The organism is Anaerolactibacter massiliensis (genome assembly GCF_900290205.1).
In the GTDB taxonomy this organism is placed as follows: Bacteria; Bacillota_I; Bacilli_A; order Erysipelotrichales; family Erysipelotrichaceae; genus Bulleidia; species Bulleidia intestinalis.
Genome location: NZ_OLMH01000001.1, coordinates 309,374 through 331,666 on the forward strand (window position 1 = coordinate 309,374; position 22,293 = coordinate 331,666).

Genomic DNA, 22,293 nt, shown 5'->3' on the forward strand with positions numbered 1-22,293 from the left:
TTTCATTTTTCTGAAATGCGTTAAAATAGAAACATGGAACAAAAACACGGTTACTGGATTCATCATAGAACAGAATCGGATGATGCAGTCGGAGGATTCTTTTATACAAGGGAGTGTGATTGCTCCGTCTGCGGAAAGACATCAAATCTGGAAAAGCCTGTCTGTCCGTATTGCGGTGCGATCATGGATCAGGAAGCACCGGAAGACAAGACAGAGAATTGATGAAATCCCTGGAAATCCATGCTGAAAAGGCGTGGATTTTTCTTTTCTCTTCGGATATCTGCGGGTGTATAGTATTCAGCATATTGAGGGGGACAGAGATGGAAGAGAAAGAAAAGCTGAATATGACAGAGGGGTCTCTGTGGGACAAGATCCTCATTTTTGCTCTGCCGATTGCCGCAACAGGAATTCTTCAGCAGCTTTTCAATGCCGCCGATGTAGCTGTGGTCGGCCAGTTTGTCAGCAAGCAGGCAATGGCGGCAGTCGGAGCGAATTCCTCCGTAGTCAATATCATGGTCACGCTTTTTGTCGGCATTTCGCTTGGCGCAAATGTCGTGATTTCCAGATTTACCGGAAGAACAGACATGGACAGTGTGGAAAAGGCAGCGCATACTGCGATCCTTGTATCATTGATTTCCGGTATTTTCGTTACCATATTCGGAGAACTGATTGCCCGAGGCCTTTTGGAACTGATGACGGTTCCTGAAGATGTCATGGATATGGCAGTGCTTTATCTCAGGGTTTATCTGATCGGAATGCCGGTGATTCTGCTGTATAACTTTGAATCCGCGATCTATCAGAGCCAGGGGGATACGAAGACGCCGTTATTTGCCCTGGTGGTTTCCGGTCTGATCAATGTGGCGCTGAATCTGTTCTTTGTCGTTGTGGTCGGAATGACGGTGGATGGAGTTGCGACCGCAACGGTGATTTCCAATGTGATTTCTTCCGGTCTTCTGTTCTATTTTCTCTGCCGGGGAAAGCTGGCGATCAGGATCAGGAAAGAACTGTTTCACATTGATCACAATCTGCTTGGCATGATGCTGAGAGTAGGACTTCCTGCCGGAATTCAGGGAATGGTATTCTCAATCTCGAATGTGATCATACAGGCAGCGGTGAACTCATTGGGAACAGATGCAGTAGCTGGATCCAGTGCAGCCTTCAATATCGAAATTCTCGGATATTTCCTGGTTAACAGCTTTTCACAGGCATGTACGACTTTTGTCTCTCAGAATTACGGCGCCGGGAAGCTGGATCGCTGCAGAAAAACGCTGAAGACCGCCCTGCTGGAAAGCACTCTGATCGGAGGCGGTTTCTCATTCCTTCTGGTTGCCTTCGGCAGACAGCTTCTGCAGATCTTCAATGGGGATCCGGCAGTCATCAGCTATGGATATGAACGATTATTCTGGATCCTGTGTTTTGAAACGCTGAATGGGGCAATTGATAATATTTCAGGCGCAATGAGAGGATACGGGGAATCCCTGAAGCCTGCGATTGTTGCGTTAGTCGGGATCTGCGGCGTCCGTATTGCATGGGTTTATACCTATTTCAGGACGCATCATACTTTACGGGTTCTGATGATGGCTTATCCGGTCAGCTGGGTCATTACTCTTGCGGTCATGATCGTGATGTACCTGTATCTGAGGGCACATGGATTAGGAGAAAAGAAAGAGATTCTCTGATTGCACAGAATCGAAGAACCTCTTCAGGACTCAGCGCAAGGAAAACCTTCCCGGGGGTTAATATGCAGGCATGTCCTTCAATATGATCGCAGAAACGATGAAGAGAAAAGGATCCTGGAGAATTCATAATCTCTGCATGCATTCTTCTATAAGGCAACAGAAGATCCTTCTCCTTCTTTCTTTGCACGGTAAAGTGCTTCTTCGGCGGCTTTCAGTGTTTCCGCATAAGGGATGAACGGAAGCGCAATCGTGACTCCGGCACAGACGGAAACGTCAAAACTGGTGTACTCTTCCTGAAGAACATCATTGATGTGATCAATCAGGGAACAGGTATTGTGCGTATCCATATAGATGATGCCGATGAATCTGTCATTATCCATGCGTGCAAAGGTTCCCTGCTTTCCTGCCTGCTCCTGAAGAACGCGGGCGATGATGTTGAGCACCGTATCACGGACACGGACAGACTGATTCGTGAAGTTCTTAAGATGATCTGCTTCAATCAGAACAAAGGAAGAGTTGCTGGATTCATGCAGACGAAGCAGATCCTGATAATCTTCTTCAAACAGAGTCCGATTCGGAAGCCCGGTAAGAGAGTCAATGTTTTCAGACTTATGAATCTGGTGGCTCATGGATCGGATCAGCAGTGTGCATACTACGATGCAGCCGAAAGTGATCAGCAGATTCATGAACAGGCTGTTTGTCATGTGATCATTGATCTCACTGATTTCCACCGAACAGTCTTTTGAGATGATGATGTTCCATTTCATCCTGGAATCATTGATGATCACCTGGTACTTGTTTCCATTCCATGCGGCATATGGCTTTCGGGCAGGGCTGCTGATGATCTCCTCCGGGATTCCTGTGAGCTCTTCAACCAGATCTGCGGTTTTGAAACAGGTGGTGTTCCAGGTGAAGGTATTATCTGCATTGCCTGCATTCACCACATAGATTTCCACATTCTGCTCATTTTCTTTCTGGGCGATCAGACGCTGAATTTTATGGATGGAGGTTCCGACGCCGATCACTCCGAGCATGTTTCCGCGATCGTCGACGATCCGGTAATTCACGAACAAGGTGATCTTGTTTCCGGTTGCTTCGGAGTGATCGACCTGGCAGTTATAAAGCGAGGAGGAGCGGACGAAGTTGTAATACCAGCTGTCAAAAGGATTGCTTGCTTCAAGGGCTTTGCTGATGCCGCCCTGGTAGTAATAATTCTTTGACCTCGTGCTGACCAGAAAGGCAATGTCATAATTCCATTCTTGCTGAACGGATCGCAGATATTCCACCAGTTCCTGATCTCCGTCAGTGTTCAGATGCTCTTGTTCGTGATGAAGCCAGTCAATCAGGAATGAGCTTGAAGCCATGGATTTGGATACCGTAATGGACTCATTCACATAAGACTTGATGTCAGAATCGAGCACGTCTGCAGTCAGCGTGACGACATCTTCCGCATTGGCTTTCATCTGCTGACGGCTGAAAGAAGTGTCGGAGAGCGTGATGATCATGAAACCGGCAGCGATGAACACTGCCAGATAGATTACCGGCCAGAACAGACGGAATGATTTCCTCATGAAACTATTCTATAACACGAAGGGGTCAGGAGAAATCCGTTTTACCTATCTGCGGCGGTTTTCTTCACTTGTAAAAGTTAACGCAACCCCAGTATTGCATTAAGTATGTCTGAACAAGAAGTTATAAAGGGCTTGCATTAAGTAGATCTGAAACGGTTCTTCCTTTAACATTTAGATATCAGCCAGATTACTGCCATCTAACGATAGAACTGGAGGAACTGTCTATGGCAGCTTATCGTCGTTTTGATCTGGATAAGCGTATTACGCTTCAGAAGAATCTCTCTGATGGTCTTTCCTTTGCAAAAATAGCTGATGAACTCGGAATGTCTGCTTCTTCTGTTGGCAGAGAAGTAAAGCAGTATCGCACGCTCGTAAACACTTACGGAGTCGGACATACCAACAGATGTATTCATCGCCGGGATTGTTCAATATCCGGAATCTGTCCTGGTCAGTCAGGTATCTGCAGAGACAGGAAATGCAATCATTGCAGAAAACAGAACTGCAATCAGGCATGCAGCAGCTACGGAGAAGAAGTCTGCAGGAAGCTGGATTCACCGCCATATGTATGCAATCAGTGCATAAAGAAGAAGTACTGTCCTCTGAAAAAGTACATGTATTATGCCGATCAAGCGGACAAGAAAGCCAGAGAAATCCGCAAGGAGTCTCGTTCTGGTCTCACATTGACCGAGGACGAGGTGAAGGAGATTGATACTCTTCTATCAGATCGTCTGAAAATGGGGCAGTCAGTCCATCATATCTTTGTCGATGAGCCGGACGTTTTCACCATCAGCGAACATAATGCCTACAATATGATCACTCAGGGTCTGATCTCCGCAAGACCGATTGATCTTCCCCGTGCCGTGCGCATGAAGCCTCGCAGTAAAAAGGCACAGATCGTCAAAGTTGACAAGAAGTGCCGGATCGGAAGAACCTATGAAGACTATCTGAAATTCATGGAAGAACACCCGGATTTTTCTGTTCTGCAGGGTGACAGCGTAGAAGGAAAAAAGGGAGGAAAATGCATTCTGACACTTACATGGGCGAACTGGGACTTCCAGATTGCCTTTCTCAGAGACCATAACAATTCGGCATCTGTTACATCAATTGTCAATCATCTGTATGAATCTCTTGGTGCGGAACTATTCCAGAAAGTGATGCCAGCTGTATGGCTTCTGGATAATGGATCAGAATTTTCCAATCCGTCAGAAATTGAGAAGTTCGGTGTCTATGTGTTCTACTGCGATCCTGGTGCTCCATACCAGAAGCCTAACTGTGAGAATACGCATTCCGTCTTCCGCAGAATCATTCCGAAGGGACATTCATTCAATGATCTGGACCAGGATTTCTTCGATCTTGCGTTCAGTCATACAAATTCGCTGCGCAGGAAGAAGCTGAATGACCACACTCCCTATGAAATGTTCTCGTTTGCCTATGGCGATGACATTGCGGAAAAGTGTTTCCGCATTCATCAGATCCAGGGAAAGGATGTAATTCTGGACCCTTCCCTTGTCAGAATTTATCATGACTCCAGAAGAAAGGAAGGCATCGAGTAATGAAATACACCGTAAGCCTTCCTGAGATCACCAAAGTCATAATGACGAATGCTCCGCAGGAATTGCCTGGAGACGAGAAGGAATCTCTTGTTAGCATCTACATCCAGGACTGCACCGCTCATATCGACTTTTACATCATGAGCTGGCACAGAGAGAGCGGCTGCTTTTTCGCTCTTGTAGATCCTCTTCCTGATCCGCAGGTTCTCGATCTCGAATACGTCAGCTTCTCGTTTCTCAGGGATCATGATCTCTTCTACTCCGTTTATCCAAAGAAGAAACGTCCTCGGTACAAGAAGATTTATAACCGCATTCTGCCGATGAAGTATGAGATTCCCTCATAATCATCTTACCGGCACCACCAAGCACTAAGCATTGAAATCATGGCAGGTTCTGGCTGAACATCCGTCATTATTCCCCGTTGCGCTGACCGTGTCTGAATTTTATCGGCGCAGCAGGGCAGGTTTTACTGCGCTTAAATTGTAACGTATTTGAACACTTTTCCTATCATTTCAGGCAGAAAATCCATAGAAAAGAGACCGGAATTACTTCAGAACCGGTCTCTCACTATTCCTTGTCACACACAGCTTGCGATAACTTCGTAAAACTTGCGTTCAGTTTTTCAATTCACCCTGCGGCGGTTTTCATTGAGATAGCGAGCGTGTTCATATTCCCGGATTTTCTTTTCTTTCCAATGCTGATTCATTTCAATGATGGCGAGTGCTTCATCAGCGATATCTTCCATCCTTGGATGGTCAGCGGATAAGAGATATCCGACCATGCGGCGCATGGCATTCTCGGTCTCCAGTTCTTCTGCTAATGCATAGCCGAATTCTTCCGGATAGCCCATTTTCCGGATCAGCTGACAGATCTGGGCAGTTCTTTCTTCTTTGGTGTATTCCTTTTTGCTCATGGGTTCATTGTAATGTTCCGTGAGAGAATGAGAAAAAAGAAGTTGATTTTCTTCTTCAGAATCGTATACTGATTTCAAAGCCTTGAAGAGAAGAGTAGTCTGCTCTCTGCATTCCAAGAGAGTTCCGGAACTGGTGAAACGGAACAGTGCAGGAACAGAGGAAGATGGTCTCAGAGCTGCAGCACTGAACTGGAGTAAGTGCTGACGGGAGTTCCCGTTACCGGACAGGAGTATGTCTGTACTCAGTGAGTCATCTGCAGTGATGCGGATGAGAAGCAAGGTGGTAACACGAGAGATCAATCCCGTCCTTGAAAGAACCATGGAGTGTTCTTGCAGGGACGGTTTTTGTTTCTATGGGAAAGGAGGAGCAGCATGATTGAACTGAAGCATATCGTCAAGGTGTTTGAGACGAAAAACGACGATATTCATGCGGTCAACGGGGTGGATCTTACGATTCATGATGGTGAAATCTATGGCATCATCGGGTATTCCGGTGCCGGAAAATCCACACTGGTCCGGATTGTCAATCAGCTGGAACGACAGAGTGCCGGCGATGTGATCATCGACGGCCGTACGATGCAGAACCTCAGCAAGAATGAGCTGAGACAGGAAAGGCAGAAGATCGGCATGATCTTCCAGCACTTCAATCTTCTGTGGTCAAGAACCGTGCAGAAGAACATTGAGCTGCCGCTGGAATTTGCCGGAGTGCCGAAGGAAGAACGGGAGAAGAAGGCTGCAGAGCTGATTCATCTCGTAGGACTGGATGGCAGAGAGAACAGCTATCCGAGCGAGCTCTCGGGCGGACAGAAACAGAGAGTAGGAATTGCCAGAGCACTGGCAAATGACCCGAAGATTCTGCTCTCAGATGAAGCAACCTCGGCACTGGATCCGGATACGACGGAACAGATTCTGGATCTTCTGAAGCAGATCAATCAGAAGATGGGAATCACCATTGTGATGATCACTCACCAGATGGAAGTTGTTCAGCAGATCTGTTCCAGAATGGCTGTCATGAGCGAAGGAAAGGTTGTTGAAGAAGGAACTGTCAAAGAACTCTTCGAGCATCCGAAACATGAAATCACGAAGCGCTTTGTTCAGAATGTCAATGCCTCTGAAGAAATTGAAACACTGGCAGAAAACCTTCGGAAGAAATATCCTGATGGAATCCTGCTGAGACTGATCTTTACTTCCGGGACGGATGATCCGGTGATCTCTGATGCGATCCGTCTGGTCAGCTTTCCGGTATCCATTGTGCAGTCTGATATCACCAGCACCAAAGATGGTCCATTCGGAACCACCTACCTTCATCTCTTCCAGGCAAAGGACGAAGAGTATAACAAGTTCGTGGAATACCTCGTGTCGAGGAATGTGAAAGTGGAGGTGCTGTGATGATTGAATCAACGCTGAATGTGGAACAGCTGCTCCAGGCGGTATGGGAAACAGTCTATATGACTTTTGTTTCTCTGTTCTTTGCTGCAGTCTTCGGCCTTCTGATCGGAATTCTGCTCTATTGCACGCAGACCGGAGGACTTCTTCAGAACCGGATCCTGAATCGTATCGTCGATATCATCGTGAATGTTCTGAGAGCCATTCCGTTTCTGATTCTGCTGATCCTCCTCATTCCTCTGACCAGGGCTCTGGTGGGAACCATGCTTGGCGCAAAAGCGGCATTGCCGCCGCTGATATTTGCAAGCACGCCATTCTTTGCGCGAATGTGCGTGATCGCGTTCCAGGATGTGGATAAAGGAACGATTGAAGCGGCAAAGTCCATGGGGGCTACCAATGCTCAGATTATCTTCAAAGTGCTTCTTCCGGAATCCATGCCTGCAATCGTCTCAGGGATTGCAGTAACCGGAATCTCTCTGGTGGGATACACAGCTATGGCCGGTGCGATCGGCGCTGGCGGCCTCGGAAATCTTGCATATATGTATGGCTTTGCAAGACGGAACGACGCCATCCTCTACAGTTCCACGGTGATTATTGTCCTGATCGTATTCGTGATCCAGTGGATCGGCGATGCGGTCGTAAAGAAAATCGATAAACGATAAAACAGGAAAGGGAAAGAAAATGAAAACAGGAAAGTTCACACGAATCATCTCCTCCGCAATTCTCGCATTGTCGCTTGCTGCATGCGGAAGCAGCAGCACTGCAGCTAGTTCCGCACCAGCAGCTGCTTCTGCCTCAGCAGCAGCTTCAGCAGCCGCTTCAGCTGAGCCGCAGACTCTCTCCGTCATCGCTACTGCAAACCCGCATGAAGTCATTCTGAATGCAGCAGCACCGATTCTGCAGGAAAAGTACAATATCAAGCTCAATATCATTGAAACCGAAGATTACTACACTCCGAACAGAGCAGTGAATGATGGCGATGCGGATGCGAACTTCTTCCAGCATGTACCGTTCTTTGATAACGAAGTTGCAGAGAATGGTTATGATCTGGTCAATGTTGCAGGAGTAGAGATTGAACCGTTCGGTTTCTATTCGAAGAAGTACAGCTCACTGGATGAACTCCCTGATGGTGCGCATATCGTCACTTCCAATTCAGTTGCAGACCATGGCCGTATTCTTTCTATCCTTGCAAAGGCAGGGCTCATCACACTGAAAGATGGCGTAGATGAACTGACCGCAACGAAGGAAGACATCGTTGACAATCCTCATAACTTTGATTTCTCAATTGAGGTGAACCCGGAGCAGCTGACCAATACCCTGGATGATGACCAGGCAGATCTCGTTGCCATCAATGGGAACTATGCAATCGCTGCAGGCCTCAAGCCGTCTCAGGATGCACTGCTGCTTGAACAGGCAGATGCTTCCAACCCTTATGTGAATATCCTGGTCACCCGTACAGAACTTAAGGATGATCCTAGAATCAAGGCACTGGCAGAAGTTTTGACCTCTGATGATATCAAGAACTTCATCAGGGAAACCTGGACAGATGGTTCTGTCATTCCAGCAGAATAAGATTGTCTGATCAGAATCTGAATCTGCAGAAGTTCTTCCGGAAACGGAAGGATTTCTGCTTTTTTTTCTTTTCGGCAGGAAGCCCGGAACGATGATCGGAATCATCCGGGTCTCATCTCTTTAGAGGTCTTCATAGGATCGTCATATCTGCACATTCTGCACTTTGAAAAAGAGCTATTTCGGATGAAATCTCTGGCAGAAATGATGGAATGGTCAGAAGACAGTAATTCAAAAAAAGAATGAGTATTTCATGATGCTTGAAATGACAGGCACGTAGAAACGGGTTCATAGATTATGATCGGAGAATTTTTATTTTTCATAAGAGCTGAAATAAGACCATTATCTACGCGTATTTGCACATGAATATTGTCAGATAAGCATGATCTGTCAAAGGATAGCAAAAATTTCGCTTGTTAAATGTAAGCGCTTCAGAAAAACATAAAATGAATTAATTCACAAGCTAAAAACAGAAAATTTGAATGATAGCGGTTACATGTGATTTCTTTAACAATTTGCTCTTGATTCCGGATTCCGGAGTGGTAAGGTAATCACTGTGAAATACATCACAAAGTAAAAATGAAAGAGAAGGATGAGCAGATGGCAAAGAAAATCGTAATTGCAAGTGCATGCAGAACAGCGATCGGCAAGATGGGCGGCGAACTGAGCACGGTCCCGGCAGTGGATCTCGGAGCAGCAGTAATCAGAGAAGCAGTGAAGCGTGCCGGGCTGAAGCCTGAGCAGGTGGATCATGTATATATGGGCAATGTCATCCAGGCAGGTCTGGGACAGAATCCTGCCCGGCAGGCTTCCATCAAAGCAGGTCTTCCGGTTACCTGCCCGGCAGTTACTGTGAACGTGGTATGCGGATCAGGTCTTGATTGCGTGAATATGGCTGCAGAAATGATTCTGGCAGGCGATGCGGATGTGGTAGTAGCCGGCGGCATGGAATCCATGAGCAATGGTCCGTACCTGCTGCCGCATGCAAGATTCGGATATCGGATGAACACGCCGAAGGATGGTCTCGTAGATGCCATGGTGCATGATGCATTATGGGATGCATTTGGAGATTATCACATGATGATCACTGCTGAGAATGTTGCGGAGCAGTGGCATCTGACAAGAGAAGAGCTTGATGAGTTCTCTGCTCATTCCCAGAACAAGGCTTGCGATGCAAGAGATCATGGCAGATTCAAGGATGAGATTGTTCCGATCGAAGTGAATCTTGGCAAAAAGAAAGGCATCGTCACCGTGGATACGGATGAGGGACCTCGTGAAGGCCAGACACCGGAAGTTCTTGCAAAGCTGAAGTGCTGCTCTGGCAAGCAGGGCGGTGTTGTCACTGCCGGCAATGCGTCAGGGATCAATGATGGTGCTGCAGCTCTGGTCGTGATGTCTGAGGAAAAGGCAAAGGAACTTGGCGTGAAGCCGATGGCAACCTGGGTTGCCGGCGGTCTTGGCGGCGTAGATCCTTCCATCATGGGTGTCGGCCCGGTTGCCGCAACGAAGAAAGTTCTTGCGAAGACTGGCCTGACGATTGATGACTTCGATCTCTATGAAGCAAATGAAGCATTTGCAGCACAGAGTGTAGCAGTTGCGAAGGAACTGAAGTTCGATCCGGCAAAGCTGAATGTGAATGGCGGTGCTATTGCATTAGGCCATCCGGTCGGAGCTTCCGGTGCAAGAATTCTCGTTACGCTTCTGTATGCAATGCAGCAGCGCAATGCACATCGCGGTCTTGCAACACTTTGCATCGGCGGCGGCATGGGCTGCGCAACGGTGGTAGAACGCGAGGACTGAGAACATGTCATTCGTGACGTATACAGCAGAAGGTGCGGTCGGAACGATTGCTGTGAATCGTCCCCAGGCACTGAATGCATTGAATTCCGAAGTGCTTGAAGATCTGAGCAGAGCACTGGATCAGGTTGATCAGAGCGTGATCCGCTGCCTGATCATCACCGGCACCGGAGAAAAATCATTTGTTGCCGGTGCGGATATCGGGGAGATGAGCTCTCTGAACGAAGAAGAAGGAAAAGCATTTTCGAAAAAAGGAAATGATCTGTTCCGAAGGATCGAGACGTTCCCGATTCCGGTGATTGCAGCAGTCAATGGCTATGCATTAGGCGGCGGCTGCGAGCTGGCAATGTCCTGCGACTTCCGGATTGCTTCAGAAAATGCAGTATTCGGACAGCCTGAGACAGGACTTGGAATCACGCCGGGATTCGGCGGAACGCAGCGGCTGGCCAGACTGATCGGTCCTGGCTATGCGAAGCAGATGATCTATACGGCGCGCAATATCAAAGCTGACGAAGCGTTGCGGATCGGACTTGTGAACAAGGTTGTTCCGCTTGCGGATCTGTTAGCGGAAACTGGAAAGCTTGCTGGTCAGGTTGCGGCGAATGCTCCGATTGCAGTGCGTTATGCAAAGGCAGATATCAACGAAGGTCTGGAGCTTGGCATGGATGAAGCGACAGCTCTGGAAGAGAAGCGCTTCGGTGCATGCTTCACAACACATGATCAGAAGGAAGGCATGAACGCATTCCTGGAAAAGCGCAGAGAAAAGACATTCACGAATAACTGAAAAGAGGATGAGATGATATGAAGGTAGCAGTAATCGGAGCCGGCACGATGGGCCGGGGTATTGCTCAGACATTTGCACAGTGCCCGGAAGTAGACAAAGTATATCTCTGTGATCTGGAAGTGGAATATGCAGAGTCCGGACTGAATCGGATTGTCAGTGCTTTTTCGAAGAGAATCTCCAAGGGGAAGATGACCCAGGAAGAGGCAGGAAACATTCTTGCCAAGATCCAGACTGGTACAGATGAAATCGCAGTGGATCCGGATCTCGTTGTGGAAGCAGTCATCGAGAACATGGAGCTGAAGAAGAAGCTCTTCAAGCATATGCAGAATGAAGTTGTCAGAAATCCGGACTGCATCTATGCGACGAATACGTCCTCGCTTTCCATCACGGAAATCGGCGCAGGTCTCAAGAAGCCGGTCGTCGGCATGCACTTCTTCAATCCGGCTCCGGTCATGAAGCTGGTGGAAGTCATCGCCGGTCTGAATACTCCGGAAGAAACAGTTCAGAAGATCATTGAGATTGCCGGACTGCTCGGCAAGACTCCGGTACAGGTCGAAGAGAGTGCCGGCTTCGTGGTCAACCGGATCCTGATCCCGATGATCAACGAAGGTATTCAGGTCTATTCAGATGGCATTGCGGACATCACCGGAATTGATACGGCAATGAAGCTTGGCTGCAACCATCCGATGGGACCGCTGGAACTGGCGGATTATATCGGCCTGGATGTTGTCCTTGCCATCATGAATGTGCTGTATACCGAGAGCGGAGATTCCAAGTATCGCCCGGCTCAGCTGCTGAAGAAAATGGTGCGTGCAGGCCATCTTGGCGTAAAGAGCGGAATTGGGTTCTACAATTACGCAGATGGCGGAAAAGTCGCAGTCGACCAGAAGAAGCCTGCGGCAGAAGCTGCTAAATAATACTCTGAAAGCGCCGGAATGGTCTGCCGGCGCTTTCGGTTGAATAGAATAGAAGACGGAGGTCATAGCAATGGATTTTCAGCTGGATCAGAAACATGAGATGGCGCGCAGACTGTTTCAGCAGTTTGCGGAGAACGAAGTAAAACCTCATGCAATTGAAGTGGATGAAGAAGAACGGTTCCCGCGCGAGAATATCGAGAAGATGGCAAAGTACGGATTCCTCGGAATTCCGTTTGATCGGAAGTACGGGGGTCAGGGATGTGACCCGCTGACGTATGTGATGTGTGTGGAAGAGCTGGCAAAAGTATGCGGCACGACTGCAGTAGCACTGTCTGCGCATACATCGCTTTGTGCAGATCCGATTGCCCAGTTCGGTACGGAAGCACAGAAGCAGAAGTACCTGGTTCCGCTTGCGAAGGGCGAAAAGCTCGGCGCATTCGGCCTGACTGAACCAGGTGCAGGAACGGATGCTCAGGGGGTTCAGACCAGAGCCGTGCTCGATGGCGACAGCTGGGTGCTGAATGGTTCCAAGTGCTTCATCACGAATGGCAAAGAGGCAGATGTCTATATCATCATTGCCTATACCGACATTGTCACAGATGCCAAGGGCAGAAAGAAGAAGCTCTTCTCTGCCTTCATCGTCGAGAAGGGAACGCCTGGCTTCACGTTCGGAACCAAGGAGAAGAAGATGGGCATCCGCGGTTCGGCAACCTATGAACTGATTTTCCAGAACTGCAGAATTCCGAAGGAAAACCTGCTTGGTCAGCAGGGCAAAGGATTCCCTCTGGCGATGCATACGCTGGATGGCGGCAGAATCGGAATCGCTGCCCAGGCGCTTGGTCTGGCCGAAGGCGCATTCGATCGCACGCTTGCTTATGTGAAGACCAGAAAGCAGTTCGGCAGACCTCTGTCTATGTTCCAGAATACGCAGTTTGTTCTGGCCGATCTTGCAACGGAGATCGAAGCTTCCAAGCTTCTGGTTTACCGCGCTGCGGAAGCGAAAGCGACCAAGGATCGCTTCTCGGAAGAAGCAGCGATGGCAAAGCTTTCTGCGGCAAGAACCGCAATGGATGTCACGACTCGCTGCGTGCAGCTGATGGGCGGCTATGGCTATATCCGTGATTATGAAGTAGAGCGCATGATGCGTGATGCCAAGATCACGGAGATCTATGAAGGAACATCTGAAGTCCAGGAAATGGTGATTTCCGGTGCGCTTCTGAAGTAAAGGGAGGACAGGAAAATGAAGATCGTAGTTTGCGTGAAGCAGGTTCCGGATACCATGGGAGGCGTGAAGTTCAAGCCGGATGGAACCCTGGACCGGCAGGCAATGATGTCGATCATGAATCCGGATGACAAGTCTGCCCTGGAAGCAGCACTTCGCATCAAGGATCAGGATCCGGAAAATGTAACTGTCACAGCACTGACCATGGGTCTGCCGAAGGCAGATGCAGTGCTGCGTGAAGCAATGGCTATGGGGGCAGATGCCGGACTTCTGATCACGGATCGGGTGCTCGGCGGTGCTGATACCTGGGCAACTTCTTCCACGATTGCTGGTGCACTCAAGAACATGGAATATGATCTGGTTATCACCGGACGCCAGGCAATTGATGGTGATACGGCTCAGGTCGGACCGGAAATTGCAGAACATCTCGGACTGCCATGCATCTCGTATGCGTCTGAGATCACCGTGGAAGGCGATACGGTTACGGCTAAGCGTCAGTTCGATGACCGCTATCATATCGAGCGGGCAAAGCTTCCGGCACTGGTCACGGTGCTTGGCGAAGCAGTGACGCCGAGATATATGACACCTGGCGGAATCTTCAAGGCATTTGATCAGCAGGTTACCGTATGGGGCCGAAAGGATCTGAATGTCGATGATTCCAATATCGGTCTCAAAGGTTCTCCGACCATGATCGCAAAAGCAAGCGATAAGGTCGCAAAAGGCAAAGGCGTGAAGGTGACTCCGGAGTCTTCAGAAGAAGCGGCAGATGATATCCTGAATCTGCTTCAGGACAAGCACATCATCTGAGGATCAGGACAGAAAGGCTGGAGAAGAGAAATGGACTTAAGTGAATATAAAGGCGTATTCATCTACGCACAGGAAACCGACGGAAAGATTTCCCCGATCTCCCTGGAACTGCTCGGCAAGGCAAAGGAACTTGCAGCAAATCTTGAAGAGAAGAAAGTCACTGCAGTGCTGCTCGGATATCATGTTTCCGGACTGACCGATGAGCTTGCAGAATATGGCGCAGACCGTGTCATTGTGGTCGATGATCCTGCTCTGGAAGAATATACGAGCGAACCGTATGCGCATGCACTGGCATCGGTGATTGATACGTACAAGCCGGAAATACTGCTGATCGGCGCTACTGCAATCGGCAGAGATCTCGGCCCGCGGGTCAGTGCTCGTGTGCATACCGGCCTGACTGCAGACTGCACTGGTCTTGAGATCGGCGATTATCCGCTGACCGCAGTGCCAGGACATGAAGCAGATCAGAAACACGGACAGCTGCTGATGACTCGTCCGGCATTCGGGGGCAATACGATCGCTACCATTGCCTGCCCGAACTTCCGTCCGCAGATGGCTACCGTGCGTCCGGGTGTCATGAAGAAGGCAGAACCGAAGCCGGGTGCCAAGGCAGAGGTTGTGAACTACAACCCTGGCTTCGAGAAGAACAACTGCTGGGTAGAGATTCTGAAAGTCGTGAAGGAGGTCTCCAAGGCTGCGGATATCCAGGATGCCAAGATCCTCGTATCCGGAGGCAGAGGCGTCGGTTCCAAGGAGAACTTCAGCATTCTGCAGGATCTTGCGGATGCCCTGCATGGAACGGTTGCCTGCTCCAGAGCAGCAGTTGATGCTGGCTGGATGCCTAAGGAACTTCAGGTCGGCCAGACTGGCAAGACCGTCAGACCGAATGTCTATTTTGCCATCGGTATTTCCGGTGCCATTCAGCATGTTGCGGGCATGGAAGAGTCTGGCTTGATCATTGCGATCAACAATGATCCGAATGCGCCGATCTTCGATACTGCGGACTATGGCATCGTGGGAGATCTGAACCAGGTCGTTCCGTTACTGACAAAGAAGATCAAGGCGGCACTGGCAGAAAAAGCGGCTGCCTGAGGAATTGCGTATGAGTGAGAAAGTCTATCGGATTTTCGTGATCAATCCAGGGTCTACTTCGACGAAGCTGTCATTGTTCGAGAATGAGAAGAAAGTGTTTGAGGACAATGTGTTCCATGATTCAACGGTTCTGAGATCCCTGGGTGATATCAATAACCAGCTGAATTACCGTATGGAGGTCATTGAGGAGTTCCTGAAGGAACATCATATCGATCTGACCGGTCTTGATGCGGTAGTAGGCAGAGGCGGACCGTGCTATCCGCTGGAGAGCGGTACGTATGAGATCAACCAGCAGATGGTGGAAGATACCCGCAATCATGTGGCGGGACTGTATCACGCATCCATGCTCGGGGTTCAGATGGCTGAAGTGATTCATGAGAAGTACGGAGCCAGAATGTTCACGGTGGATCCTACGGTTGTGGATGAATACTGTGATCTGGCAAGAATCACCGGCGTGAAAGGAGTCTATCGCCGTCCTGCTTCGCATGTGCTGAACACGAAGGAAGCAGGCAGAAGATATGCAGCATCCATCGGGAAGAAGTATGAAGATCTGAATCTGATCATCTGCCATATCGATGGCGGCATCACGATCTCGGCACATGCGCATGGCAAGATGATTGACGGCAATAACGGAGGCGGCGGCGAAGGGCCGTTCACGCCAACGAGAATGGGCTCCATGGCAATCACGACCCTGCTGGCCGATATGAAAGACGTGAATCGGGATCAGCTGAAGGTATTATGCAGTGCAGGCGGAGGCTTCTCGAGCTGGTTCAATACGTCAGATTCCGATAAGATCCATGCCAGAGTAGATGCGAAGGATCCGGAAGCTTCCAGAGTCTGGAATGCGATGATCTATCAGATCTGCAAGTGGATCGGAGCGATGGCAACGGTACTCAAGGGTAACGTCGATGGCATTGTTCTGACTGGCGGACTGATGCGGTTTGATGATATCACGGAAGGCATCCGGAAGTCCTGCGAGTGGATTGCACCGATTGCAGTGTATCCGGGAGAATTCGAGCAGGAAGCACTGGCATATAATGCGCTTAAGGTATTAAGGGGCGAGATGGAGCCGAAGCACTATACCGGAAAGCCGGTATGGACAGGCTTCCATGATGAGGAAACGAAGAAATGAGTCGCAGTTTTGAAGAGCTGATGAATCAGTTTTCTTCCTGCAGGAAGAAAGTGCTGTCAGTTGCCTGCGCTCAGGATGAGCCGGTGCTGGAAGCAGTGAAGGAAGCACATGAGAAGGGCATCGTTGATGCAATTCTCGTGGGTGATGAAGCAGGAATCCGGTCGATCGGAACTAAGATCGGCATGAATCTCGATGAGTATCAGATTATCGATGAGAAAGATCCGAAGGAAGCAGCCCACCATGCTGTATCGCTTGTCCATGATGGCAAAGCAGATATGTACATGAAGGGAATTCTTCCGACCAAGGATTTCCTGAAGAGCGTGCTGGATAAGGAAGCAGGACTGCGGAAGAACAAAGTATTGTCTCATGTAGTCGTATTTGAGATTCCGGGCATCGATCATCTGCTGTTCCTGTCAGATGTGGCATTCATTCCGTACCCGACTCTCGATGATAAGAAAGAGATGATCCGCTACTGTGTGGAGATTGCCAATGCCTGCGGAGTGGATAACCCGAAAGTAGCACCGCTGGCAGCGGTCGAAGTTGTGAATCCGAAGATGCCGGCAACGGTAGAAGCAGAACAGCTTCATGAAGCAAATGAAGCCGGAGAGCTCACCGGATGCGTCGTCGATGGACCGCTTTCTCTGGATATTGCCCTGTATGAACAGGCGGCAATTGAAAAAGGCGCACAGGACAGACCGTGTGCCGGAAAGAGCGATATTCTGATCTTCCCGGATATCCATGCGGGCAATATTACCTATAAGGCAATTCAGCACATGGTGCCGGGAGTCAAAGCTGGCTGCATCCTGACGGGCACGGCAGCACCGGTCATTCTGACGTCCCGCTCGGATACGAAGGATGTCAAAGTGAATTCGATCTGCCTGGCGGCAATCCTTTCTGAACATCAGAAGAACCACTGAACCTGAGGCATTTGCTTCAGGTTTTTCTATGCCTGGTCTGCAGATAAGAGGAAAGCTCGCGCAGAGACTGAGAAAGCAGATAGATCGCTGCACAGAGAAAACAGAGGCCGTTGGCCAGAAAGATCAGGAACAGGAGAATGCTGAAGGAAAAGAATTCATCCGAGAAGATGATCAGCGGAAAGGCAATCATCAGGATCGAAACTGAAAGGATGAGCCGCCAGAATACCGCGGAGAGATGCCCTGCATGATTCAGAAACAGAACAGAGATCAGGGCAAGCAGAGCTCCGGCAAGCGCAGACAGAAGCAAGATCGGAGAAACGATTGCAGAAAACATCATTGCCACTTCTCCTCCCCAGGCACGAATATCATAGAATGAACGGTTTCCGGAAAGATCACAGGCATGTAAAGGGTCTGAAAAGATCTGGCGTGAACATCTTTTGCAGGAGTGTCCATCCTGGTATTCCTTCATGCAGGAATGTTCTAAAATACTGATATAGGAGCAGTTTGTCTATGATCATTCAGGAGGAGGCGATACAGATCATCCGGATTGCATTGCATGAAGCAAGACCGGATGAAGCACTGAAACGAGCAGGCTCTTCAATTCCTGTTTCCATATTTCGCTCTGGTATTAATTCAACCGTAGGACTGTTATCATCAAGATAATCCCATCCAGCCATAATTCCCATATCTGATGGTAATGGGTCTTTGTACATTACGCTCATATAACGATCAGAATCTAATCTGCCATTGTAAAAATCTGTATTTCCAATATAAAGCAGTCCAAAATTCAAGTGAGTAAATACAGCGCGGCAGGTATGAAGTGGCCGAGGAGGTGAACCACATCCTCCCACTCTCCGAGGGTGGGACGAATGATGAGAGCAACCTCGAAAGTTTATGCTGGAGTTGCTACAAGAAGATCCACGGGAAGCGCGGCGATATAGAAAGGCAGCCCCCACATCTCTCAAAAGAAACTGCCTTTGTCTCAATGATCGATAGGAATTTTCTTAAGCGCCTTAAGCTGGTCTCTTTTTGCGTAAATTACGTTCATAACATATACTCTGCCTGATGATTCGTCTAGCCTGTAGTAGATATAGAAATTTTTAGCGATGATCTTATGGACACCTCGACTATGCCAAGGCTCCTTATCAATCGGAGCAATACTTACTGTCATATACGACAGCTTCTCGATCTCTCTGCGAATTACCCGAATGTAATCCAGTGCAACATCCGGCACAAGAAGCGTATAAGCTATGTAATCTCTGATCTCCAGAAGATCAGCCTCGGCATCGGGAGTAATGACTATTTCGAAAGAATCCACTAATTTTATTTTAAACTCCTTTCGAGATCATCAAAAACATCTTTCACCGGTCTACCATCACCGGCAACAGACTGAGCATAGCTACGGGACAATTTCGCATCAAGTCGGTCTTCCGACATGCTATCTATTGTTTCCGGTTCCGCAGGCACTGTTAACGAAAACGGGATGCCTTTGTGATAGATAATCTGGCGATACAGCGAATTGATAACGACTGATGATGGAACCCCCAGCTTCTGCAGAATATCCTCTGCTTCAATTTTGATATTCGTTTCAACGCGAGCGCTAACTGTTGAATCTTTCATGGTAAGCACCTTCCTTTGGCCAAATTGTAATGCATTGTTATGCTGGCTGCAATACAACTTAACGGGCGGAGTGGTCTGTATCTCTAAATCCGGTTCGCCAAACGATCTGCGCCCCCTGACGTGCGCGTTTTTCAATTTACAAGCAAAAAAAGCAGAAGATGGTTTCTTGCCAACTTCTGCTTCTCTTTTTCTAGAAACTAAGCTAATTCCTCTTCCAGGATCTTTACCAATTTCTTGACATCCTCAACCCTGGTAAGTCCTGTCTCCTTATCAATAATACTGGAGTATACATGAGGAATGAATCTTCTTACGTTCTGCTGCAGGCAGATATCAACAATTTCACGGAAATTGTCTAAGTCAATTCCACCTGTCGGTTCAAACCATAGGCCTTTTCTGCCGCAAGCTTCAGCAACTGCGACCACTTCCTCACGATGAGCAAGCCCATGCATCGGGAAGAACTTGATGCTGGAACCGCCCATATCGCGAATCATGTCGATTGCAGTATCAACAGGAACGTCTGCTCCTTTTTCTGACTTGCTTGAGATAGGTCCAGTGGAAATCCGGATAATACCAGGAGTGCCTGTCAGTGTGCACATAGCATTGACAATTGCATCATCATTCCCTACGTTTGCACGCGTTGCACTGACATAAGTAAATGCCTGATTATAATGCTTGCACTTCACTGCTTTTGCAACTGCAGCAACATCATAGCACTGCGCAGGGTTTCCATTTCCGAGACCTACTGAAAGGTTTCCATTGAGCACTTCGTTGTACTTCTGCATATCAACGATTGCATCATCGACACACTGATAGTTTGCAGTCAGTACTCCCACAAGGGCATGGCCTTCGGAAGCCTTGTAAATCTCTTCGGCATTTTCAATTGAACCGCCAAGAACGTTAATGCACGCTCTGTCTTTAATCCATAATTCTGACATTGATTTCATTCCTCTTTCTCAAAAATAGCTCTTACATCATAATAGCGCCAAGAATCATTGCGCCGATAATAGCACCGCCTGTAATGTCTTTGCCCCACTTGTAGAAAATAGCAGCACCGATAATTGAGCCAATACCGACCCATGCGTTATAAGAGCAAGCAGCGATAATGATCATCGGGCCAAGGAACCGTCCAGTACGGTTGCCAGCGCCCATCATGATATCTGTTCCGCCAACTGCAATTCCCTTCGGAACGAATTTGCGGATCGCCATAATGATCACGCCAAGAACTGCACCGATTGCAAAGCCAACAATGAGAGCCAGGCCGAAGTTATGCAGCGGAGCCTCAATGCCCATAGAAAGCATTAGCGCCGGGATACCAATTCCGACACCGGTCTGGAGAGATCCGCCGATATCCAGAAGTCCGACCAGCGGTCCTTCAAGAATACGCGCAATCAGAAATCCAGCCGCAAAACCTGCAGCAGCAGAATAGTCACCTGTGCTCATGCCATCGCTGAGCATGGCAGTGATGGAAACCTCATTGAATGCACCGGTATGGTAGTTGATGAACATGAAGGTACCCGCGAAGATGGCCGCCGCAGCACCAGCAATCAGCAGGATGAAGGTATTATCCTTCATTAAGAAATCATTCAGTCTGTCAATCCAGGCCTTTTTAGCATTGTTATTTTCACTCATGGCAGTATCTCCTTATGCTCCAAATGTAAACAGGTTTGTCCAGAATCCGCGGAAGTAACCAATCGCGAAGAACATGACTATAACGATTGCAAGCATGATCTTGAAGATCTTTGAAGAATAGCCATTGTTCTCTGCGGTCTTCCCGATCAGAATGCCAAGAACAACACCAGGTACTGCATTTCCGGAAATTGCCGCGGATACGCCGCCGAGGATCGTTCCCCAGAGACCCGTGAACTTGCCGCCATCAATTGCAGCAAGCCAGAACACTGCAGGCATTACCGGATTGATCAGCCAGGATGTTGCAGGACTCAGTACATTTGCAGCAATTGTAGAAAGCTTTTCCGGAATCAGGGATGCCAGAGTATTCAGGAATGTAACGACTACAGCTCCAACTGCAGCACCCATGCACATCATTCTTGCAGGATTCCACAGAGTCTGCTTGACATCTCTGTTCTTCAGCAGCAGAAGACCAGCAGCCCAGTTAGGAACAATACGATGCATCACATCCTGAGTGAGGGAACCAGCTGCAACGGTCTGCGCAGCAGCATTGAAGAAGAAACCCAGTCCGAATGATAGATGAGCTGCAGGATCCCCTGCACATGCATTCAGTTCCCCTAATGTTCTGAATGCGCCCATTGACTGAATCTCCGGTGCATAGTTCATTCGAGCAGCACCAGCAGCGATGCAGCCTCCGCCAATCGCACCAATGATCAGCGAATAGATGACAATCTGTATCATTTGATATCCTCCTCTTTCAGATCCAGATAATCTATGACTACCATTATGCGTGCCTTAATGGTAAAGTCCTTTTTCTCGCGGGGCCAAAACAGGAACAGGAAGCGTTCTGTGTACTTATTGACCTTTACATCCTCGAAGTAAACTTCCTCAGCTTTCAGATTGATCAGAGGTTTTCCGCCAAGATCCTCATAAGCCTTGCTTCTCATCTGATTAAAAAGTGAGCCGACAACATTCACGTATTTGTCGCCGGAAGCTGTTACTTCATAGGAACGCTTCATTGTTTTCAGAAGCTGATCCTGCATGGGTTATTTTCCGCTTTCTTTGATCAGTGCTTCTGTGATTTTGTAGCCAACTTCTTCTGTATCGTTAAACCTCATGCCGATCAGACGATACCCTTCATGAACTGCCTGTGCAGCAGCTTCTGCACTGTCAAGCTGACTCTTCTGCTTCCATCCAAGCAGAGTGCTTGCAGTAATTGCACCAGCGCCGCCGGATCCGCACTGACTGATTCCGAGATCAGCATTATTCTGTTTCATCGTCATTCCCAGCTTCATGTCTGCTGCCATTCCCGGAATAACAATCACCTTTCCGTCTACCCCAGCATCTTTGAAGGCTTTCTCAGCACCGTCTTTGATCTTGCTGCCTCCGCCCATTCTGGTTCCGATTACAATTGTTAAGCTCATTTTCCTGCCTCCTCCGAATTAATCATGAAATGAGTTGATAACAGAAATGTTTCAATTCCTGTCAATTCAATCCCGCAGTCTTTTCTCAGCCTTTCCTTTACTTCATTTGCTTTTTCCCAGGAATCAGCGGTAATCTGCGTTTGGTCATAAGGATTATCCGCATCCTTGAGCATGTTTCCTCTGACCACTCTGGTTGATAATTCAACCACATGGTTGTCAGCAACTTTTTCGAAATTATCATCTGAATAATGGATTCCCTGTTTCTGCATTTCTTCCTCAATTTCAGA

Annotated in this window: 28 protein-coding genes and 1 other annotated feature; of the genes, 16 read left to right on the forward strand and 12 right to left on the reverse strand. The window is 48.4% G+C overall.

The window, feature by feature from the left end:
* Positions 1–33: 33 nt before the first annotated feature.
* Both C7E00_RS01555 and C7E00_RS01560 read left to right on the forward strand, forming a co-directional pair.
* Positions 34–222, forward strand: coding sequence for a hypothetical protein (locus C7E00_RS01555; RefSeq protein ID WP_105302606.1), 189 nt, complete (start codon positions 34–36; stop codon positions 220–222).
* A gap of 98 nt (positions 223–320) precedes the next feature.
* A complete protein-coding gene (locus C7E00_RS01560) occupies positions 321–1,679 on the forward strand; it encodes an MATE family efflux transporter (RefSeq protein ID WP_105302957.1) in 1,359 nt (452 codons plus the stop codon).
* 146 nt (positions 1,680–1,825) lie between these two features.
* On the opposite strand, the gene C7E00_RS01565 is transcribed toward C7E00_RS01560, so the two are convergent.
* Entirely contained in the window at positions 1,826–3,250 is a 1,425-nt protein-coding gene (locus C7E00_RS01565) for a sensor domain-containing diguanylate cyclase (RefSeq protein ID WP_105302607.1), read from the reverse strand.
* Positions 3,251–3,474: 224 nt separating this feature from the next.
* Here C7E00_RS01565 and C7E00_RS01570 point away from each other — a divergent pair, with 224 nt between their 5' ends.
* Together C7E00_RS01570 and C7E00_RS01575 are read left to right on the forward strand one after the other, a co-directional pair.
* A complete protein-coding gene (locus C7E00_RS01570; protein ID WP_105302608.1) occupies positions 3,475–4,803 on the forward strand; it encodes an IS30 family transposase in 1,329 nt (442 codons plus the stop codon).
* Positions 4,803–5,144 carry a hypothetical protein gene (locus C7E00_RS01575; protein ID WP_105302609.1) on the forward strand — a complete coding sequence of 114 codons (342 nt, stop codon included), beginning with the start codon at positions 4,803–4,805 and terminating at the stop codon, positions 5,142–5,144. The genes C7E00_RS01570 and C7E00_RS01575 overlap by 1 nt, the downstream gene beginning before the upstream one ends.
* Positions 5,145–5,422: 278 nt before the next feature.
* Here C7E00_RS01575 and C7E00_RS15960 read toward each other — a convergent pair whose 3' ends face one another.
* A complete protein-coding gene (locus tag C7E00_RS15960) occupies positions 5,423–5,713 on the reverse strand; it encodes a hypothetical protein (RefSeq protein ID WP_135358127.1) in 291 nt (96 codons plus the stop codon).
* A gap of 73 nt (positions 5,714–5,786) precedes the next feature.
* Positions 5,787–6,026, forward strand: a binding site (T-box leader).
* A 59-nt stretch (positions 6,027–6,085) separates the two neighbouring features.
* On the opposite strand from C7E00_RS15960, the gene C7E00_RS01585 reads away from it, so the two are divergent.
* The 11 genes from C7E00_RS01585 to C7E00_RS01635 all read left to right on the forward strand — a co-directional run bounded on the left by C7E00_RS01585 (position 6,086) and on the right by C7E00_RS01635 (position 17,336).
* Positions 6,086–7,102: a methionine ABC transporter ATP-binding protein gene (locus C7E00_RS01585; RefSeq protein WP_105302611.1), complete on the forward strand. Its 1,017-nt coding sequence runs from the start codon at positions 6,086–6,088 to the stop codon at positions 7,100–7,102.
* Positions 7,102–7,761 carry a methionine ABC transporter permease gene (locus tag C7E00_RS01590; RefSeq protein ID WP_105302612.1) on the forward strand — a complete coding sequence of 220 codons (660 nt, stop codon included), beginning with the start codon at positions 7,102–7,104 and terminating at the stop codon, positions 7,759–7,761. Before C7E00_RS01585 ends, C7E00_RS01590 begins: the two co-directional genes overlap by 1 nt.
* Positions 7,762–7,780: 19 nt before the next feature.
* Positions 7,781–8,671 (forward strand): MetQ/NlpA family ABC transporter substrate-binding protein, encoded by an 891-nt coding sequence (locus C7E00_RS01595; protein WP_105302613.1) that lies wholly within the window; start codon positions 7,781–7,783, stop codon positions 8,669–8,671.
* Between the two features lie 597 nt (positions 8,672–9,268).
* Positions 9,269–10,468, forward strand: a complete 1,200-nt coding sequence (locus C7E00_RS01600; protein ID WP_105302958.1) for an acetyl-CoA C-acetyltransferase — start codon at positions 9,269–9,271, stop codon at positions 10,466–10,468.
* A 4-nt stretch (positions 10,469–10,472) separates the two neighbouring features.
* Complete coding sequence (locus C7E00_RS01605) at positions 10,473–11,249, forward strand: enoyl-CoA hydratase-related protein (protein WP_105302614.1); 777 nt, start codon at positions 10,473–10,475, stop codon at positions 11,247–11,249.
* A 17-nt stretch (positions 11,250–11,266) separates the two neighbouring features.
* The gene (locus C7E00_RS01610) at positions 11,267–12,166 is read left to right on the forward strand and encodes a 3-hydroxyacyl-CoA dehydrogenase family protein (protein WP_105302615.1); all 900 of its coding nucleotides are present in this window, start codon (positions 11,267–11,269) and stop codon (positions 12,164–12,166) included.
* Positions 12,167–12,236: 70 nt separating this feature from the next.
* Complete coding sequence (locus C7E00_RS01615) at positions 12,237–13,391, forward strand: acyl-CoA dehydrogenase (protein WP_105302616.1); 1,155 nt, start codon at positions 12,237–12,239, stop codon at positions 13,389–13,391.
* A 15-nt stretch (positions 13,392–13,406) separates the two neighbouring features.
* A complete protein-coding gene (locus C7E00_RS01620) occupies positions 13,407–14,195 on the forward strand; it encodes an electron transfer flavoprotein subunit beta/FixA family protein (protein ID WP_105302617.1) in 789 nt (262 codons plus the stop codon).
* Between the two features lie 30 nt (positions 14,196–14,225).
* Positions 14,226–15,287, forward strand: coding sequence for an electron transfer flavoprotein subunit alpha/FixB family protein (locus tag C7E00_RS01625; RefSeq protein WP_105302618.1), 1,062 nt, complete (start codon positions 14,226–14,228; stop codon positions 15,285–15,287).
* A 10-nt stretch (positions 15,288–15,297) separates the two neighbouring features.
* Complete coding sequence (buk, locus tag C7E00_RS01630; RefSeq protein ID WP_105302619.1) at positions 15,298–16,419, forward strand: butyrate kinase; 1,122 nt, start codon at positions 15,298–15,300, stop codon at positions 16,417–16,419.
* Positions 16,416–17,336 carry a phosphate acyltransferase gene (locus tag C7E00_RS01635; protein WP_105302620.1) on the forward strand — a complete coding sequence of 307 codons (921 nt, stop codon included), beginning with the start codon at positions 16,416–16,418 and terminating at the stop codon, positions 17,334–17,336. The genes buk and C7E00_RS01635 overlap by 4 nt, the downstream gene beginning before the upstream one ends.
* Positions 17,337–17,352: 16 nt before the next feature.
* Here C7E00_RS01635 and C7E00_RS01640 read toward each other — a convergent pair whose 3' ends face one another.
* Together C7E00_RS01640 and C7E00_RS15965 are read right to left on the reverse strand one after the other, a co-directional pair.
* Positions 17,353–17,673: a hypothetical protein gene (locus C7E00_RS01640; protein ID WP_105302621.1), complete on the reverse strand. Its 321-nt coding sequence runs from the start codon at positions 17,671–17,673 to the stop codon at positions 17,353–17,355.
* A 181-nt stretch (positions 17,674–17,854) separates the two neighbouring features.
* On the reverse strand, positions 17,855–18,049 hold the full coding sequence (locus tag C7E00_RS15965) for a hypothetical protein (protein WP_135358128.1): 195 nt from the start codon (positions 18,047–18,049) through the stop codon (positions 17,855–17,857).
* Positions 18,050–18,168: 119 nt separating this feature from the next.
* Here C7E00_RS15965 and C7E00_RS16580 point away from each other — a divergent pair, with 119 nt between their 5' ends.
* Complete coding sequence (locus C7E00_RS16580; RefSeq protein ID WP_154505468.1) at positions 18,169–18,402, forward strand: HNH endonuclease; 234 nt, start codon at positions 18,169–18,171, stop codon at positions 18,400–18,402.
* Here C7E00_RS16580 and C7E00_RS01650 read toward each other — a convergent pair.
* The 8 genes from C7E00_RS01650 to C7E00_RS01685 all read right to left on the reverse strand — a co-directional run bounded on the left by C7E00_RS01650 (position 18,319) and on the right by C7E00_RS01685 (position 22,275).
* Positions 18,319–18,654: a type II toxin-antitoxin system RelE/ParE family toxin gene (locus C7E00_RS01650; RefSeq protein ID WP_105302623.1), complete on the reverse strand. Its 336-nt coding sequence runs from the start codon at positions 18,652–18,654 to the stop codon at positions 18,319–18,321. The two genes, C7E00_RS16580 and C7E00_RS01650, sit on opposite strands and share 84 nt — an antisense overlap.
* 5 nt (positions 18,655–18,659) lie before the next feature.
* Positions 18,660–18,956, reverse strand: a complete 297-nt coding sequence (locus C7E00_RS01655; RefSeq protein ID WP_105302624.1) for a type II toxin-antitoxin system RelB/DinJ family antitoxin — start codon at positions 18,954–18,956, stop codon at positions 18,660–18,662.
* Positions 18,957–19,153: 197 nt separating this feature from the next.
* Positions 19,154–19,891 (reverse strand): 2-dehydro-3-deoxy-phosphogluconate aldolase, encoded by a 738-nt coding sequence (gene dagF / locus C7E00_RS01660; protein ID WP_204378535.1) that lies wholly within the window; start codon positions 19,889–19,891, stop codon positions 19,154–19,156.
* Between the two features lie 31 nt (positions 19,892–19,922).
* On the reverse strand, positions 19,923–20,585 hold the full coding sequence (locus C7E00_RS01665; protein WP_105302626.1) for a DUF4310 family protein: 663 nt from the start codon (positions 20,583–20,585) through the stop codon (positions 19,923–19,925).
* A 12-nt stretch (positions 20,586–20,597) separates the two neighbouring features.
* Complete coding sequence (locus C7E00_RS01670) at positions 20,598–21,323, reverse strand: DUF4311 domain-containing protein (protein WP_105302627.1); 726 nt, start codon at positions 21,321–21,323, stop codon at positions 20,598–20,600.
* Positions 21,320–21,625 carry a DUF4312 family protein gene (locus C7E00_RS01675; protein WP_105302628.1) on the reverse strand — a complete coding sequence of 102 codons (306 nt, stop codon included), beginning with the start codon at positions 21,623–21,625 and terminating at the stop codon, positions 21,320–21,322. Before C7E00_RS01675 ends, C7E00_RS01670 begins: the two co-directional genes overlap by 4 nt.
* Positions 21,626–21,628: 3 nt before the next feature.
* On the reverse strand, positions 21,629–22,006 hold the full coding sequence (locus C7E00_RS01680) for an SFCGS family glycine-rich protein (protein WP_105302629.1): 378 nt from the start codon (positions 22,004–22,006) through the stop codon (positions 21,629–21,631).
* Entirely contained in the window at positions 22,003–22,275 is a 273-nt protein-coding gene (locus C7E00_RS01685; protein WP_135358129.1) for a hypothetical protein, read from the reverse strand. Before C7E00_RS01685 ends, C7E00_RS01680 begins: the two co-directional genes overlap by 4 nt.
* Positions 22,276–22,293 lie beyond the last annotated feature (18 nt).